This window comes from Micromonospora sp. CA-244673 (assembly GCF_050948395.1).
In the GTDB taxonomy this organism is placed as follows: Bacteria; Actinomycetota; Actinomycetes; order Mycobacteriales; family Micromonosporaceae; genus Micromonospora.
The window spans coordinates 2,658,627-2,674,125 of record NZ_CP192019.1; the positions used below are offsets into that span (position 1 = coordinate 2,658,627).

Below are 15,499 nucleotides of genomic sequence, written 5' to 3' on the forward strand. Positions count from 1 at the left end.
GACTGACGCGTGGGAATCGTGTCGCCGGGCTTTCAGGGCCGGCCCCGTACGGCCGAACCGGCCCTGCCACCGGGGCAGTACCTCACCGAGGACTTCCCGGTGCTCTCCGCCGGGCCGACGCCCCGGGTGCCGCTGGACACCTGGGAATTCGTGCTCACCGCCGAGAACGGCGCCGAGTACCGCTGGTCCTGGGACGAGCTGATGGGCCTGCCGCAGGAGACGCCGCACGTGGACATCCACTGCGTCACCCACTGGTCCAAGCTGGGCACCGACTGGCAGGGGGTCTCGCTGGACACCCTTCTCGACGGCGTCGACACGGCCGCCCGGTACGCCCTGGTCCACTCCTACGGCGGCTACACCACCAACCTGCCGCTGGACGACCTGCGCGGCGGCCGGGCCTGGGTGGCGCACACCTACGACGGCGGCCCGCTCCCGGCCGAGCACGGCGGCCCGGCCCGGCTTCTCGTGCCGCACCTCTACTTCTGGAAGTCGGCCAAGTGGGTCCGTGGTGTCCGGCTGCTCACCGACGACCAGCCCGGCTTCTGGGAGACCGCCGGCTACCACGACTACGGCGACCCGTGGCGCGAGCAGCGCTACCAGGGCGACTGAGGTGGCCGCCGCGCTGACCTGGCGGGTCGCCCGGCTCGTGGAGCGGCGGGTCGAGACGCCGAGCGCGCAGACCCTCGTGCTGGACGTCCCCGGCTGGCCGGGGCACGTGCCGGGGCAGCACGTCGACATCCGGCTCACCGCCGCCGACGGCTACCAGGCGGCCCGCTCCTACTCCCTGGCCGGGCCGGCCGAGGGGGAGCGGATCGTGGTCACCGTGCAGCGGGTGCCCGACGGGGAGGTGTCGCCGTACCTCACCGACACCTACGCCGAGGGCGACCCGGTGGAGGTGCGCGGGCCGATCGGCGGCTGGTTCGTCTGGCGCTCCGACGAGACCGCGCCGGTGCTGCTGGTGGGCGGCGGCTCCGGGGTGGTGCCGCTCATGGCGATGGTCCGGGCCCGGCGGGCCGCCGGCAGCCGGGCGCCGTTTCGCCTCATCTACTCGGTACGCACCCCCGACGACGTCTTCTACGCCGACGAACTGCGCCGCCGCACGCGTGACGACCAGGGCCTCGACGTCGCGTACGTCTACACCCGCGCGGCGCCGGAGGGCTGGCGGGGCGAGCCGCACCGGATCGGCGTGGCCGACGTGAACACCCACGGCTGGCCGCCCGACCTGGAGCCGCTCTGCTATGTCTGCGGCCCCACCGGTTTCGTGGAGACCGTGGCGGACCTGCTGGTGGGGTTGGGCCACCCGACCCGGCGGGTGAAGACCGAGCGGTTCGGCCCGACCGGCTGACCACCCGAGGAGAGCGCATGACCGACATGTCCTACGTGGACGGCAACATGCTCGACGGACCGCTGCGCGAAGTCTTCGCGGTCGACCTGAGTTCCGCCATCGGGCGCTGCGACCACTGCGGCATGACCGGCCCGATGGCGGGGCTGCACGTCTACTCGCACGCGCCCGGCCTGATCGGACGCTGCCCGGCCTGCACCGAGGTGATGGTGCGCCTGGTCCGCGCCCCCGACCAGGCCTGGCTCGACCTGCGTGGCACCACCTACCTCCAGATCCCCATGCCCCTCGACCAACCCCACCCCCGCCCGCTCTGACCCGGCGGGGCGCCCCGAACGTCAGGACGTGACGGTGAGCTGGCCCACCTGCACGGGGCTGGGTTCGGCGTGGTTCGTCGGGTTGAGGGGCGCCGGCGCGCCCGCCGGCCGGGCCGGCGCCGGGGCGGGCACCGGGCGGGCGACGGCCGGCGCGCTCCGCCGCCACCGCCGGCGCAGCCGGCTGACCAGCTGCCCGGCCGTCACCGGAACCACCGACAGCACGAGCTGGCCGTTGCGCGGGTCGACGGTCGCGGCCACCCCGTACAGGCGGGCGCCCTGGCGCAGCAGCCGGGGGCGGCCGGCGGCGAGCCGGGGCGCGCGGACCGGGGCGCTGCCCCGGCCGTGGCCACCGTCGACCTCCGCCCGCACCGGGTGGCGCTGGCCGCTGGCGGCGCTGCCGGCGAGGAGCCGGTCGACCGGGAAGTCGGTCCGCACGGTCCGGCCGGTCGGGTCGGTGGCGTCCAACAGGGTGGTGCCGGCGACCGGGCCGGCCACCAGCCGCACCGGCCCCGCCTCCGCGGCGAAACGGGGGTACGGGCTGCGCGTGGTCACCGCGAGGGTGTGTGCGTCCGCCCAGCTCACCGTCACGGTGTCCAGCCGGGCCAGCCAGTCGGCGCGTACCTCGGTGACGTCGGTCCAGGCGGCCGGCGCGCCCGGGTAGCCGGCGTGCCAGCGGCCGTCCGCGACCACCGTGGCCGGGACACCCCGCTCGGCGTCCTGGTCGATGATCGCCAGCAGCTCGTCGACGCCTCCGGCGGTCACCGCGCCCAGCCGCAGGCGGGCCTCGATGTCGAGCCGGCTGCGGAGCCCGTCCGTGACGTACCGCTCCATGAGGCGGCGGACCACCGCGTGCACCCGCTCCTGCGCCGCGCGGTCCAGGCGGCGGAAGTCGTCGCCGACCAGGTTGGCCAGCTCCAGCCCGACGTGCCGGCGCAGCACCGCGTCCCGCCGGGGGCCGGCCGGGATCAGCCCGGCCACGAACGCGAACAGCCGCTCCACACTGACCAGGCGCTGGTCGACCCGGCTGTGGTAGGTGATGTTGCGGGCGTCCAGGCGGCGCACCGCGTGGTAGTAGTCGTAGTCGGCGAGCACCGAGATCCGCCGGGCGTGATAGCAGGCGGCCAGGGTGAACGGCTGGTCGCTGAGCACCGGCATGTCCTCGGGGAAGCGCAGCCCGAGCCGGTCCACGAGGTCCCGCCGGAACAGCTTGGTGTTCGCCAGCGACCAGGGCAGCGCGGAGTCGAACAGGCTCACGTCGACCGCGTTGCCGGCGGCGAAGACGTCGGAGAAGACGTGCCGCCCGTTGACCCCGACCACCTTGCCGAGTACGACGTCCGAGCCGTACCGGTCCGCGGCGGCGACCAGCCGTTCGAGGGCCTCCGGGCCGAGGTGGTCGTCCGAGCCGAGGAAGAAGACGTACCGGCCGGTGGCCACCTCCAGGCCCCGGTTGCAGGGCGTAGCCGGGCCGCCGGAGTTGGCCTGGTGCAGCACCTTCACGGTGCCGGGGTGGCGGGCGGCGAGCCGGTCCAGCAGCCGGCCGCTGCCGTCGGTCGAGCCGTCGTCCACCGCCACGATCTCCAGCCGGTCCCGGCCGATCGTCTGGCGCAGCAGCGAGTCCAGGCAGGACCGCAGGTAGGGCCGGGTGTTGTAGACCGGGATGACGACGCTCACGTCTGGGGTGGGCACCGGAGCGCTCCTCGGGGAGTCGACGATTCGGGCGTGTCCGCGTCGGGCGGGGATGGAACCTCGGGCAGCAGCCGGCGGTACGCCGCCTCCAGCACCTCGGCCTGGGCCGACCACGTCCAGGCGGCGAGCAGGCCCGGCCGGTCGTACGCGGCGCGGTGCCGGGCGGGGTCGGCCAGCACGGCGGTCACCGCGCGGACGAGGTCGTCGACGTCGCCGGCCCGGAACACCTCGCCCTGGCCGGTCTCCCGCACCGCAGCCGCCATGGTCCGCACGTCGCTGACCACCACCGGCAGCCGGGCGTGCGCGTACTCGAAGAACTTGGTGATCAGGGCGATCTCGTGGTTCGGCCAGCGGTGGATCGGGATCACCCCGACGTCCGCGCCGGACAGGAACGGCACCACCTGCCAGTGCGGCACGTACGGCAGCACGTGCAGCCGGTCGGCGACACCGAGCCGGGCGGCCCGCTCGGCGAGCCGCTCGACGTAGCGCAGCGCCGGGTTGACCACCAGCGCGAGGTGCGCGCCGGGCAGCCGGGGCAGGGCCTCGACCAGGGTGTCCAGCCCGCGCTGCGGGGCCGCCGCGCCGCTGTAGACCAGCAGCGGCACGTCGGGGGCGATCCCGCACTCGGCCCGCAGGTCCGGCGGCGGCGCGTCGTCGGCCGGGCGGTGGTCGTCGGCGGGGGCGTTGAGCAGCACCCCCGGCGCCTCGGCGAGCCGGTGCTCGCGGCGCAGCAGCTCGGCCAGGTCCGCCGAGACGGTGAGCACCGTGTCGGCGTACGGGGCGTACTCCCGCTCGTGCGCCCGGTGGGCGGGCAGCCAGCGGGCATGGTCCCGCCACGGCTTGATCCCGGGCAGGAATTCGTGGGCGTCCCAGACCAGCGCGACCCGGCGGCCCTGGCCCGCGGCGCGGATCTTGGCGCGGGCGCCGACGCCGAGCATCCGGAAGTCGTGCGCGTGGATCAGGTCCGGGCGCAGCCGGTCCACCTCGGGGCCGTAGGCCAGCTCGTAGTCCCAGAGCCCCGGCTCCAGCCGCCGCCACGCCCGGTCGCCCTGGACGAGCTGCCAGAACAGCGTGTACGCCCGGTCCCACGGGCTGCGGAAGCGGCGGCCGTACCGGACCCTGTTCATCATCTTCGTGCGCAGCCACACCCAGCGGTCGAGCAGCCGGGCGGCGACCTCCCGCCGGCGCAGCGCGCGCCGGGCCCGTCCCAGCCGGGCGCCGGCCAGCTCGCCGTCGGCCGCGCGTCGCGTCACCAGGGCGGCGCGGACGGCCAGGTCCGCCCGCCAGGCCCGGACCCACTGGGCGCGGTGCTCGGCGATGCCGTCCGACCGGTACGCCAGCGGCCAGCGCAGCGAGCGGCGGAACTCGTGCCGGCGGCGGTGCAGCGGCTCCGGCATCGGCAGCAGCCGCACCTCGGCGGCGCCCAGCCGCCAGCTCCGCTCGGCGCCGTCGGGGGAGCGGCCGAGCAGGGTCACGTCCCACCCGGCCTCGGCGGCGGACCGGGCGACCTTCTGCACCCGGGAGTCGCCCTCGACCTTGTTGTCGACGAGCATGACGATCCGGCCGCGGCGCGGCGGTGTCGCCTCGTCGTGTGCCACTGCTGGTCCTCCGCTGGTCGGCCGGCCTCTCCGGCGCGACACCACGCTGGCGGAGGCATCGGTCGGCGGGGCTACGCCGACGTGACGGCAAGGTGACCTACAGGAGGCGGTTGGGGGACGCCGGTGGGGAGAACCGGACCGGCCTCCCCACCGGCGCGGGCGGATCAGCGGCCGGTGTCGCCCAGCCGGCGCCAGGACAGCGCGGTGAGCACCGCGAGCGCCGCCGCGGCCAGCCAGAACGGCGCCAGGAGGCTCCCGGTCGCCCGGGCCAGGACGCCACCGGCGGCGGTGCCCAGCGCCGCCCCGCCCAGGTCGGCCAGGGCGTAGACGCTGGACACCCGGCCGCGCAGCCGGTCCGGCACGAGGCGCTGCCGCAGCGACACCACGAGCACGCCCCAGACCATGGCGTGCCCGCCCCACACGGCCAGCGCCGAGCCCGCGACCACCGGATTTCGGGTGCCGGCCAGCACGAGCTGAAGCCCGATCTCGATCAGCAGCCCGGCTCGCAGCAGCGCGGGCGTGCCGAATCGGGACCGAAGCCGGGTGGCCAGCGCGCTGCCGGCCAGCCCGCCGAGCGCCGAGGCGGTCAGCAGCAGGCCGTACCCGACCTCGGCGAGGCCGAGCCGCTGGCGGGCGTAGAGCACGAAGGCCGCGAACGCGGCGCAGAAGGCGACGTTCATGACGGCGATGCAACCGGCCAGGGTGCGCAGCACCGGCACGGCCCAGAGGGCGCGTACGCCCTCCACCACGTCGACCCGCAGCGACCGGCGCGGAGCCGCGGGCGCCGGCGGAGTCGCGGACGGGACGGGTCGCCAGCGCAGCAGGGCCAGCAGCAGCGCGGCCAGCCCGAAGGTGGCCGCGTCGAACCCGAACGGCAGCGCGGCCGCGCACACGAAGAGGTACGCCCCGAACGGCTTTGCCACGAACTGGTTGCCGATCACGAAGGTGGCGGAGAGCCGGCTGTTGGCCTGCTCCAGGCGGTCGGCGGGCACCACCGAGGGCAGGAGGGCCCCGGCCGCCGTGTCGGCGAGGGTCTCGCCGATGCCGGTGAGGAAGAAGGCGAGGCAGACCAGGGGCACGGTGGCCACCCCGGCGAGCACGGCCCCAGCCAGCGCGGCCAGCACCAGGGCCCGGCCCAGGTTGACCGCGACGATCAGCCGGCGGCGGTCGAGCCGGTCCACGAGCGCCCCGCTGACCAGGGCGAGCAGCAGCCACGGCAGTTGCGGGGCGAGCGCCGCGGCGGCCACCGCCGCCGGGTCCGGGGTGAGCGAGGCGACCAGCAGCGGCGCGGCCACCAGGGTGACACCGTCACCGAGGTTGGAGACGGCGGAGGCGGTCCAGAGCCGGCGGAAGTCGGGGCCGAGCCGGCCGGCGGGAAGGGTGGCCGTCATGCCGGCCACCGGGCAGGGGTACGCGGTCCGGGTGCGACGCGGCACCCGGACGGGTCGTCCGGAAACACGAGGAACTCCCTCGGAAGCGATGTGGTGGCGTGCGGGCACGCCGGGATGTCGGGACCCGCGCGGGGCGGATCACCGGATCGCTTCGCGGTGCGGGTGGCGGTGTCGGGCCCGGCGACAGCGCCGGGCGGGCGCGGAGGCCGCGCCGGTCAGGTCAGGACACCGGGTCGCCCACTGGCGAAGCGGAAACCAGCACCGTGCCGAGTGGAGCAGTCCTCATGATCGACCTCCCGTCCTCGGGTGCCACGCTAGGGCAGGCCGGCGGGTGGCGCGACCCCGATTGGACAGCGGGCGGGCGGGTGACCGAGAGTGGCTGGCCGTGAGGTACCTCCGCAGCGACGGCCGCGTCGCGATCCGCCGTCCCCGCCCCGCCGACGAGGCGGAGTTCGTGGCCGCAGCCCGGCGCAGCCACGACCTGCACCATCCGTGGCTCACCGCGCCCGACGACGCCGAGCGGTACGCCGCCTACCTGCGCAAGATCCGGGGGCGGGGCAGCGCCGGGTACCTGTTCTGCGACCGGGCCACCGGCGAGATCGCCGGGTACGCGAACATCAGCGGCATCGTCATGGGCGCGCTGCGCGGCGGTTACCTCGGCTACGCCGCCTTCCGGCCGTACGCCGGCACCGGGCACGCCTCGGCCGGGGTCCGGCTGGTGATCGCGCACGCGTTCACCGCGTTGGGGCTGCACCGCCTGGAGGCGAACATCCAGCCGGGCAACGAGCCGTCGAAGAAGCTGGCCCGCCGGCTCGGGTTCCGGCAGGAGGGCTTCTCGCCGGACTACCTGTTCGTCGACGGCGCCTGGCGGGACCACGAGCGCTGGGCGATCACCGCACCGGAGCCCGGGCGGGACTGACGGCGCGGTGGGCGGCCGCCGAACGGCGGCCGCCCACCGGCCTTGTTGATGCCTCAGGGTGGGTCAGCTGCCCGGCTTAGGGAACGCCACCGGGCTGCGATGCCCGGCCCGGTCCACCGCCCGGACGCCGAAGAACACGTTGTCCTTCGACAGGTCGATCGTCACCTCGGTGACGTCGCCCACCGGCAGCACCTTCTGCCACTCGGCGGCGGTGGTCTCCCGCCACACCACCTCGTAGCCGGCGAGGTCCGGTTCGGTGCCGCGCTGCCAGCGCAGGGTGGTGTCGTTGGTCAGGTTCGTGGTGACGACGGTGACCCCCTTCGGGGTGCCCGGCGCCTGTGCCAGGGACCAGAGCGTCGCGCCGTTCACCCGGGCCACCCGGGTGATGTAGTCGAAGTCGCAGAACTCCGGCAGGTCGCCGTACTGGACGCCGTCGACCACCCGGACGTCCTGGTGCTGGTGGGCGAAGTCCTCGTTCGGCTCGGTGAACCGGCCGGCCGGCCAACCCTCGCGCAGGAACGAGATGTGGTCGCTGCCGCGCAGGTAGCGGTCCCGCCGGTAGATCACCCGGACCCGCATCCCGGTCGCGCCGTTGTCCGCCACGTCGGACACGAACCGGGCGAGCTGCCGGGACGGGGAGTCGTTCTCCCCTCCGACGGACTGCCGCACGCTCGCCTCGGCCGGGGTCTCGGCGGTCGGCACGCCCTCGGCGAAGAGCCGGACGACCCGCGGCTCGCGGGTGCCGTCGTCGGCGGTGCTGCTGCCCACGATGTCGTTGCTGAACATGGCCTGCACGTCGACGCCGGCCGCCTTGAGCTGCCCGGCCAGGTACGCCGAGCCGTACAGCCCCTGCTCCTCGCCGGCCACCGCGGCGAGGACGATGGTGGCCTCGGCGCGCCGGGAGGCCAGCACCCGGGCCAGTTCCATCACGACGGCCACGCCGGAGGCGTCGTCGTCGGCGCCCGGAGCGTCGCTGACCGCGTCCATGACATCGGTGGCACGGGAGTCGTAGTGGCCGGTGATCACGTAGACCCGGTCCGGAGCGGTGTCGCCGCGCAGGGTGGCCACCACGTTGGTGATGGTGGTGGGAGTCGGGATCCGGGAGGCGGGCTGCTGCACGTACGACTGGAGTGCGACGGTCATCCGGCCCCCGGAGGCGGCGGCGAATTCGGTGAGCTGGGCGTGGATCCAGTCCCGGGCCGCGCCGATGCCGCGTACCGGATCGTCCTGGTCCGAGAGCGTGTGCCGGGTGCCGAACGCGGCGAGCCGGCGGACGGTGGCCTCGATCCGGTCCCGGTCGATCTCGCGCAGCAGCGCGGTCAGCTCCCGGCCCGGAGGCTGCGGCCGGGCGGGGCGCCCCGGGCCGGGCGGCGCGTCGGTGCCGCCGGCGGCGGCCGGCGTGGCGGTCAGCGGAGCGGCGACGGTGGCGGCGGTAGCGGCGGCGGAGGCGGTGAGGAAGGTGCGCCGGGTGGACCTCGTGGGCCGACCCCCGGCGGTCTCGTGGGTTCCCATCTGGGCATCCTCGCCCCGGATGGGAAGCCTGTCCATATAGTCAGGCATGGATCAGCGTGGCGATTTCATCCGGAACGGGTGATGCCACCCTCGCCCGCACTCCTCCTACCGTCGGCGCATGGCTGTCGTGCGTCCGACTCCGGCCGATCCGACGCCGGGCGTGCTGGCCCCCGCCCATGAGAGCGGGGACCAGCGATCCATCCCGCCCGAGCTGGGCGCCGAATCCATCGCCGTCCTGAACGGCCCCACCTTCATGTACTCGGAGCCGTCCGGCGACGTGCCGCCCGGCAGCATCGGCGGTCTGGTCCATCTGGACACGCGGCTGCTCAGCGGGTGGGTGCTCACGGTGAACGGGCAGCGCCTGCTCGTGCTCCGCTCGCAGATCCTTCAGCCCTACTCGGCCCAGTTCGCGCTCGCCAGTCCGGAGCTGCCCGGCCTCCCGGCAAACGGCCTCGGCTTCCGGCGGCTGCGCTACATCGGCGACGGTTTCCACGAGCGGGTGGAACTGGTGTCCTACCAGCCCGAACCGGTCCGCATCGAGCTGCGGCTGGCGACGGCCGCCGACTTCGCCGACCTCTTCGAGGTCAAGTCCGGGGTCCGGGACCGCTCCGCGCACATCACCCGCCGGCACACGCCCGACCAGCTCTGCTTCACGTACGCGGCCGACGGCTTCTCCGCCGAGACCCGGGTCTGCTCCTCGCGGCCCGCGGACCGGGTCGAGGGCGACGAGCTGGTGTGGGAGCTGGAGCTGCACCAACGGGAGGAGTGGTTCGTCGACCTGGACGTGCCGCTGCCGCCGGGCCTGGGGGTGGTCGAGTCGGTCCGGGGCGACATCGCCGACGTGATCCACGGGCGGTTACCCGACCCGTTCCGCCACTGGATGGCCGAGCGGGCCCGGCTGCACAGCGACAGTCAGGCGCTGGAACGGACCATGCACCGGACCGGGCAGGACATCGCCTCGCTCCGGCTGGAGCTGGAGGTCAAGGGGCAGCGCATCATGCTGCCCGGCGCCGGACTGCCCTGGTTCCTCAGCGTCTTCGGCCGGGACACCCTGCTCACCGCATACCACACACTGGTCGCCGGTCCGAGCCTGGCGCGCGGCACGCTACTCGCCCTGGCCCGGTTGCAGGGCGACCGCTGTGACGCCTTCACCGACGAGGAGCCGGGCAAGATCCTGCACGAGGTCCGCAGCGGGGAGCTGACCCGGACCGGGCTGAAGCCGTACGGCCCGTACTACGGCACGGCCGACGCCACCCAGCTCTGGCTGATCCTCCTGTCCGAGTACTGGCGGTGGACCCGGGACGACGACCTCGTGCGGAGCCTGCGGGACAACGCGATGGCGGCCCTTGACTGGATGGACCACTACGGGGACCGGGACGGCGACGGCTACGTCGAGTACGCCACCCGCTCGCCGGAGGGCCTGGGGAACCAGTGCTGGCGGGACTCGCCGAACGGGGTCGTCTTCCACGACGGCCGGATCCCGGTGCTGCCGATCGCCACCTCCGACATCCAGGGCTACGGATACGACGCGAAGCTGCGGCTCGCCGAGCTCGCCGACGGCCCCCTGAACGACCCGGCCCTGGCCCGCCGGCTGCGCGCGGACGCCGCTCGGCTCTACGACCAGTTCAACCGCGATTTCTGGATCGAGGAGCGGGGTGGTTTCTACGCCGTCGGCCTGGACGGCGACAAGAACCGGATCGACTCGAAGACGTCGAACATGGGCCACCTGCTCTGGAGCGGCATCGTGCCACCGGAGCGGGCGGACCGGGTGGTGCGGCAGCTGATGGCGGAGGACTCCTTCTCCGGCTGGGGAATCCGCACCCTGTCGCGCGAGGACGCGCTGTTCAACTCGCTCGGCTACCACCACGGCACGGTGTGGCCGCACGACAACTCGCTCGCCGTCCTCGGGCTGACCCGGTACGGGTACCGGGCCGAGGCCAACCGGATCAGCCTGGCGCTGATCGAGGTGGCGGAGCAGTTCGGCTACCGGCTCCCCGAGGCGCTCAGCGGCTACCCGCGCGAGCGGCTGCTCTTCGCCGTGCCGTACCCGACCGCGTGCAGCCCGCAGGCCTGGGCGAGCGCCACTCCGCTGGCCCTGGCCCGGGCGATGCTCAACCTCAACCCGGTCGACGGCCGGGTGGTCCTCGACCCCGACATCCCGCCGGAGATCGGCCGGATCGCCGTCGACCGGCTGCGGGCCTTCGGGCAGTCCTGGGACCTCGAGGCGGTGGGCCGCAAGGGGTACGTGCGGCTTTCCGCGGACTGACGGCCACGTTTGTCGGGGTCCTCGACGGGAACGGCAGCAGGCATGACGAAACCTCGTGTGGTGATCGTGGGGGCCGGGTTCGCCGGATACCACGCGGCGAAGGCGTTGAGCCGGATGGCCGGCAAGCGGGCCGAGATCGTCCTGCTGAACACGACCGACTATTTCCTCTACCTGCCGCTGCTGCCCGAGGTCGCCGCCGGGGTGGTCGAGCCCACCCGGATCTCCGTGCCGCTGGCCGGCACCCTCGACGGCGTCCGCGTGGTCATCGGCGAGGCGGACCGGGTCGACCTGCAGAACCGCTGGGTCGGCTACCGCTCCGCCGAGGGCGACCACGGCCAGCTCGCGTACGACCGGCTGGTGCTCTCCGTCGGCAGCGTCAACAAGCTGCTGCCGATCCCCGGCGTGACCGAGTACGCGCACGGCTTCCGCGGCCTGCCCGAGGCGCTCTACCTGCACGACCACGTCATCCGCCAGCTCGAGCTGGCCGAGCTGGCCGAGGACCCGGTCGAGCAGCGGTCCCGGACCACGTTCGTGGTGGTCGGCGCGGGCTACACCGGCACCGAGGTGGCCGCGCACGGGCAGCTCTTCACCGACCGGATGATGGCCCAGCGGCCCCACCTCAAGGTGCGCCCCCGCTGGATGCTGCTGGACGTGGCCCCGCGCGTCCTGCCCGAGCTGGACCAGCGCCTCTCCGTCACCGCCGACCGGGTGCTGCGCCGGCGCGGCGTCGACGTGCGGATGGGCACCTCGGTCTCCGAGGCCACCCCGGACGGCGTGCTGCTCACCGACGGCGAGTACGTCCCGACGTGCAGCCTGGTCTGGTGCGTCGGAGTGCGTCCGGACCCGTTCGTGGCCGAGCTGGGGCTGCGCACCGAGAAGGGGCGCCTCGTGACCGACGAGTACCTCAACGTCCCCGGCTACCCGGAGGTGTTCGCCTGCGGCGACGCGGCGGCCGTGCCCGATCCGACCCGCCCCGGGCAGGTGTGCGCGATGACCGCCCAGCACGCGCAGCGGCAGGGCAAGCTCGCCGCACGCAACATCGCCGCCTCCTACGGGCAGGGCACCCGGAAGTCGTACAAGCACCGTGACCTGGGCTGGGTGGTCGACCTGGGCGGCAAGGAAGCGGCGGCCAACCCGCTGCACGTGCCGCTCGCCGGCCTGCCGGCCAAGGCGGTCACCCGCGGCTACCACCTCTATGCCATGCCGAGCAACCGGGCCCGGGTCGGCGCGGACTGGCTGCTCGACGCCGCCCTGCCCCGGCCGGCCGTGCAGCTCGGCCTGGTCCCGGCGAACGCGGTGCCGCTGGAGAGCGAGTCGCCCGAGGTGGTGCACCGCCGCTGAGCGGGTCCGCGCGGATCAACCGCCGGCCGGTGGCGCCTTCCCGTCTCCGGGAGTGTGGCCGCCGGCCGGACGCCCTTCCGGGCCGGCGACCGCCGGGACGGCCAGGGCCTGCCGCCCGGCGCGGGCGAACTCGCGCAGCAGGACCTGCACGATCCCGGCCACCGGGATGGCCAGCAGGGCGCCCACCAGGCCGGCCAGCTCGGCGGCGAGCAGCACGCTCACCAGGACGGTCAACGGGTTGAGCCGGACCGCGCGGGCCATGATGACCGGTTGCAGCAGGTGGTTCTCGACCTGCTGGTAGACCACGAAGAAGACCAGCACCACCACGCCGGCGGTGGGGGAGTGCAGGAACCCGGCCCCGGCCGCGACGATGGCCCCGATGGTGGCCCCGACCAGCGGCACCAGGTCGGCCAGCGCGACCACCAGGGCGATCACCCCGGCGAACGGCACCCCGACGAGGAAGAGCACCACGAAGGTCAGGCCGCCGCAGATGACGCTGATCAGCAGGTTGCCGCTCAGGTAGCCGGTGATGATCCGGGAGGAGTCCCGGCCGATGCGCCGCAGCCGCTCCGCCGCACCGTCGCCGATGAGCTGGAGCGTGCCGGCGATGATCTTCGGCGCCTCCAGCACCATCAGGTAGGCCAGCACCACCACGGTGAGCACCGCCGCGACGATCTCGAGCACGCCCCGGAGCACCCCGACCGCGGGCTGCCCGAGCCGGGAGCCGTAGCGCTCGATCTGGTCCGCGTGGGTGTCGGCGTACCGGAGCAGGTGGAACCGGTTGAGCACCTCGCCGAGCGGTCCCCGCCCGGCGCGGGCCTGGCGGAGCAGCTCCGGCGCCCGGTCGGCGAACCGGCCCAGCTCGTCGGCCAGGGGCAGCACGATCATCGCGCCCAGCGCGGCCAGCAGCACGAAGGTGGCCAGGAAGACCAGCAGGGTGGCCAGTGCCCGGCGCCGGACCAGCCGCCGTTCCACCCGGTTGACCAGGGGGTTCAGGGCCACCGCGAAGAACGCCGCGACGAGGCCCCAGACCAGCACCCGCCGGGTGGCCCAGACCAGCGCCAGCCCGAGCAGCGTGGCGAGCACCAGACCGATCACGATCAGCGCCCGGCGGGCGGTGGACCGGTCGTCGGCTCTGCTCATCCGGCGCGGCTACCCGCCCGGCACCGGTGGAAACCCGCCGGTCAGCGCTCGGCGAGGGTGGCGTCGGTGGCCGGCCGGGTGCCGGCGACGAAGGCGTCCAGGGTCGCCCCGTGCAGCACGCCGCCGGGCACCGGATCACCGGCGGCCCGGGCGACGAGCCGGCGTACCGGCAGCCGGTCGGGGCGGGTGGCCGCGGCGAGGACCAGGTTGCCGTACCGCCGGCCGCGCAGCATCCGCCGGTCGGCGACCAGGCAGACGTCGGCGAAGACCGCCCGCAGCGTGGCCACCTGGGCCCGGGTGTGCACCAGCGGCGGCAGGTCGGTGACGTTGACCAGGAAGACGCCGTCCGGGCGGAGCACCCGGGCCACCTCGGCGGCGAACTCCACGCTGGCCACGTGCCGGGGCATCCGGGCGCCCCGGTAGACGTCGGCGAGCACCACGTCGTACGCCCCGGCCGGGGCGGTGGTGACCGCGTCCCGGGCGTCGCCGATCTCGACGACCACCTCGGGCGGCACCGGGGGCAGCTCGCGGCGGACCAGGTCGACCACCGCCGGGTCCCGCTCGATCACCCGCTGGGGTGAGCCGGGCCGGGTGGCGGACAGCCAGCGGGGCAGGGTGAGCGCCCCGCCGCCCAGGTGCAGGACGGTCAGCGGCCGGCTCGGCGGCGCGGCCAGGTCGAGCACGGCGGCCATCCGCCGCACGTACTCGAAGTGCAGGTGGCGCGGGTCCGCCAGGTCGACGTAGGACTGCTCGACCCCGGCGGCGAGCAGCGTCCGGCCGGTGGGCCGGGCCGGGTCCACGACGATCTCCAGGGCCTCGGCGTCGCTCTCCACGGCGGGCAACGGTACCCGGCGCAACGCCGGGCCGGCGGGCGTAGTGCCCGCCGGCCCGGACCGCCCGCGGCTCAGCCGGCGGCCATCCCGGCACCGGCCTCGTCGATGGCGTCATCGATGCGTCCGGCCAGGTCCACGTCCGACGCCGTCACCCCGTCGACCTGCTGGCTGCGCACCGTGAGCACAGCACTGTCCGGGTCGGGCCGGCCGATCTGCGGGCCGCGCCCGGTCTCCCCCCGGAGCAGGTCGAGCCGGTCGAGCACCCGGTCCAGGTTGCCGTTCGGCAGCTCGATGGTGCGTACCAGCGACTGCCGGTCGCTGGACCAGTACGGCAGCCGGCCGAGCGCGTCGCGCAGTTCCTGCTCGTCCAGCGGGGCGGTGGCGGACGTCGGGCCCACCAGGCCGCCGCCGGCCGCCGGCGGTGCGAGCAGGTCCCGCAACCCGTCCGGTACGCGCAGCGACTCGACGAGGTCGCCGTCCGCGTCGGCCAGCGCGGCGAGGGTGGCTTGCGCCTGGTAGCGGGCCTGCTCCGGGGTGAGGCGGCTGCGCCGGCCCACCTCGGCCAGGAAGCCGGGCAGGTCCTGCCGCCGCGCGATGCCGTCCACCGGCACCACGTCGTGCAGCTTCACCGGCACGGCCTCGAGCAGCCGTTCCCGCTCGGCCTCGTCGAGCGCCCACGCCAGCGCGAGCACGGTCGCCTCGGCCGCCACCTTGGCGGTGGAGAAGTCCACCCCGGCCCGCCGGCTCACGTCGTCAACGAGATCCTGGTAGCCCATCGTGGTCACCCGGGCCGGCCGCTCGTCGGGCAGCGGGCGCGGGCGCTCCGCCACGGCCGCGGGCGGCGGCGCGGGACCGCCGCGCGTGGTGTCCGGCTTGTGCCGGCCGGCCGGCGGCGGGCCGGACCGTTCGCGCTGGTCCAGCGAGGTGATCTGCTTGGACGCGCTCAGGCTGGCGCCGGTCTGGCTGGGCCGCCGACCGCGTTCCCGGGCGTCCCGGGCCAGGGCCCGGCGGCGCTGGTTGTCGCCCTCCATCTGCTTGCGCATCGTCGCACCTCGTTCCTGGTCGGTTGCGCTTGCGCCGGTCGCCTTCCCGGCGCTGGCGGGAAGGAAACGGCTGCCGGCGGACCGGCCGGCTTCACTCGCTGCGGGTGAGGA

The 15,499-nt window shown here is 74.9% G+C and carries 13 protein-coding genes; 6 read left to right on the forward strand and 7 right to left on the reverse strand.

The genetic code is table 11. From position 1 onward, the window contains the following. Positions 1-18: 18 nt before the first annotated feature. Genes ACQP12_RS12410 through ACQP12_RS12420 form a run of 3 tightly spaced genes read left to right on the forward strand, consistent with a single transcriptional unit; the run spans position 19 to position 1,656 of the window. Positions 19-609, forward strand: a complete 591-nt coding sequence (locus ACQP12_RS12410) for a sulfite oxidase-like oxidoreductase (protein WP_357945339.1) — start codon at positions 19-21, stop codon at positions 607-609. A 1-nt stretch (position 610) separates the two neighbouring features. Continuing rightward, entirely contained in the window at positions 611-1,345 is a 735-nt protein-coding gene (locus ACQP12_RS12415; protein WP_433287602.1) for a ferredoxin reductase, read from the forward strand. A 17-nt stretch (positions 1,346-1,362) separates the two neighbouring features. Then, positions 1,363-1,656, forward strand: a complete 294-nt coding sequence (locus tag ACQP12_RS12420; RefSeq protein WP_357944730.1) for a DUF6510 family protein — start codon at positions 1,363-1,365, stop codon at positions 1,654-1,656. 21 nt (positions 1,657-1,677) lie between these two features. Here ACQP12_RS12420 and ACQP12_RS12425 read toward each other — a convergent pair whose 3' ends face one another. From ACQP12_RS12425 to ACQP12_RS12435, 3 genes are all read right to left on the reverse strand, one after another. Beyond that, on the reverse strand, positions 1,678-3,342 hold the full coding sequence (locus ACQP12_RS12425) for a glycosyltransferase family 2 protein (RefSeq protein ID WP_433287604.1): 1,665 nt from the start codon (positions 3,340-3,342) through the stop codon (positions 1,678-1,680). Next, a complete protein-coding gene (locus tag ACQP12_RS12430; RefSeq protein WP_433289243.1) occupies positions 3,324-4,895 on the reverse strand; it encodes a glycosyltransferase family 4 protein in 1,572 nt (523 codons plus the stop codon). The genes ACQP12_RS12425 and ACQP12_RS12430 overlap by 19 nt, the downstream gene beginning before the upstream one ends. A gap of 209 nt (positions 4,896-5,104) precedes the next feature. After that, positions 5,105-6,331: an MFS transporter gene (locus ACQP12_RS12435; RefSeq protein WP_433289245.1), complete on the reverse strand. Its 1,227-nt coding sequence runs from the start codon at positions 6,329-6,331 to the stop codon at positions 5,105-5,107. A gap of 385 nt (positions 6,332-6,716) precedes the next feature. Here ACQP12_RS12435 and ACQP12_RS12440 point away from each other — a divergent pair, with 385 nt between their 5' ends. Continuing rightward, the gene (locus ACQP12_RS12440; protein ID WP_433287606.1) at positions 6,717-7,250 is read left to right on the forward strand and encodes a GNAT family N-acetyltransferase; all 534 of its coding nucleotides are present in this window, start codon (positions 6,717-6,719) and stop codon (positions 7,248-7,250) included. Positions 7,251-7,313: 63 nt separating this feature from the next. Here the strand turns inward: ACQP12_RS12440 and ACQP12_RS12445 are convergent, their stop codons facing one another. Beyond that, positions 7,314-8,762, reverse strand: a complete 1,449-nt coding sequence (locus tag ACQP12_RS12445) for a M20/M25/M40 family metallo-hydrolase (protein WP_433287608.1) — start codon at positions 8,760-8,762, stop codon at positions 7,314-7,316. 118 nt (positions 8,763-8,880) lie between these two features. Here ACQP12_RS12445 and ACQP12_RS12450 point away from each other — a divergent pair, with 118 nt between their 5' ends. Beyond that, positions 8,881-11,028 carry an amylo-alpha-1,6-glucosidase gene (locus tag ACQP12_RS12450; protein WP_433287610.1) on the forward strand — a complete coding sequence of 716 codons (2,148 nt, stop codon included), beginning with the start codon at positions 8,881-8,883 and terminating at the stop codon, positions 11,026-11,028. A gap of 42 nt (positions 11,029-11,070) precedes the next feature. After that, positions 11,071-12,369 (forward strand): NAD(P)/FAD-dependent oxidoreductase, encoded by a 1,299-nt coding sequence (locus ACQP12_RS12455; RefSeq protein WP_357944744.1) that lies wholly within the window; start codon positions 11,071-11,073, stop codon positions 12,367-12,369. Between the two features lie 15 nt (positions 12,370-12,384). Here ACQP12_RS12455 and ACQP12_RS12460 read toward each other — a convergent pair whose 3' ends face one another. The 3 genes from ACQP12_RS12460 to ACQP12_RS12470 form a co-directional block, all read right to left on the reverse strand. After that, positions 12,385-13,512: an AI-2E family transporter gene (locus ACQP12_RS12460; RefSeq protein ID WP_433287612.1), complete on the reverse strand. Its 1,128-nt coding sequence runs from the start codon at positions 13,510-13,512 to the stop codon at positions 12,385-12,387. Positions 13,513-13,553: 41 nt separating this feature from the next. Next, positions 13,554-14,345 (reverse strand): spermidine synthase, encoded by a 792-nt coding sequence (locus tag ACQP12_RS12465; RefSeq protein ID WP_433287614.1) that lies wholly within the window; start codon positions 14,343-14,345, stop codon positions 13,554-13,556. 71 nt (positions 14,346-14,416) lie between these two features. Continuing rightward, the gene (locus ACQP12_RS12470; protein WP_433287616.1) at positions 14,417-15,388 is read right to left on the reverse strand and encodes a DUF2267 domain-containing protein; all 972 of its coding nucleotides are present in this window, start codon (positions 15,386-15,388) and stop codon (positions 14,417-14,419) included. Between the last annotated feature and the right edge of the window lie 111 nt (positions 15,389-15,499).

What these genes read in the sequence shown, in the direction of transcription:
- ACQP12_RS12420 (WP_357944730.1), top strand. Translation starts at nt 1,363, where the DNA reads ATGACCGACATGTCCTACGTGGACGGCAACATGCTCGACGGACCGCTG.
- ACQP12_RS12430 (WP_433289243.1), bottom strand. Translation starts at nt 4,895, where the DNA reads ATGCTCGTCGACAACAAGGTCGAGGGCGACTCCCGGGTGCAGAAGGTC.
- ACQP12_RS12435 (WP_433289245.1), bottom strand. Translation starts at nt 6,331, where the DNA reads ATGACGGCCACCCTTCCCGCCGGCCGGCTCGGCCCCGACTTCCGCCGG.
- ACQP12_RS12445 (WP_433287608.1), bottom strand. Translation starts at nt 8,762, where the DNA reads ATGGGAACCCACGAGACCGCCGGGGGTCGGCCCACGAGGTCCACCCGG.
- ACQP12_RS12450 (WP_433287610.1), top strand. Translation starts at nt 8,881, where the DNA reads ATGGCTGTCGTGCGTCCGACTCCGGCCGATCCGACGCCGGGCGTGCTG.
- ACQP12_RS12455 (WP_357944744.1), top strand. Translation starts at nt 11,071, where the DNA reads ATGACGAAACCTCGTGTGGTGATCGTGGGGGCCGGGTTCGCCGGATAC.
- ACQP12_RS12460 (WP_433287612.1), bottom strand. Translation starts at nt 13,512, where the DNA reads ATGAGCAGAGCCGACGACCGGTCCACCGCCCGCCGGGCGCTGATCGTG.
- ACQP12_RS12470 (WP_433287616.1), bottom strand. Translation starts at nt 15,388, where the DNA reads ATGCGCAAGCAGATGGAGGGCGACAACCAGCGCCGCCGGGCCCTGGCC.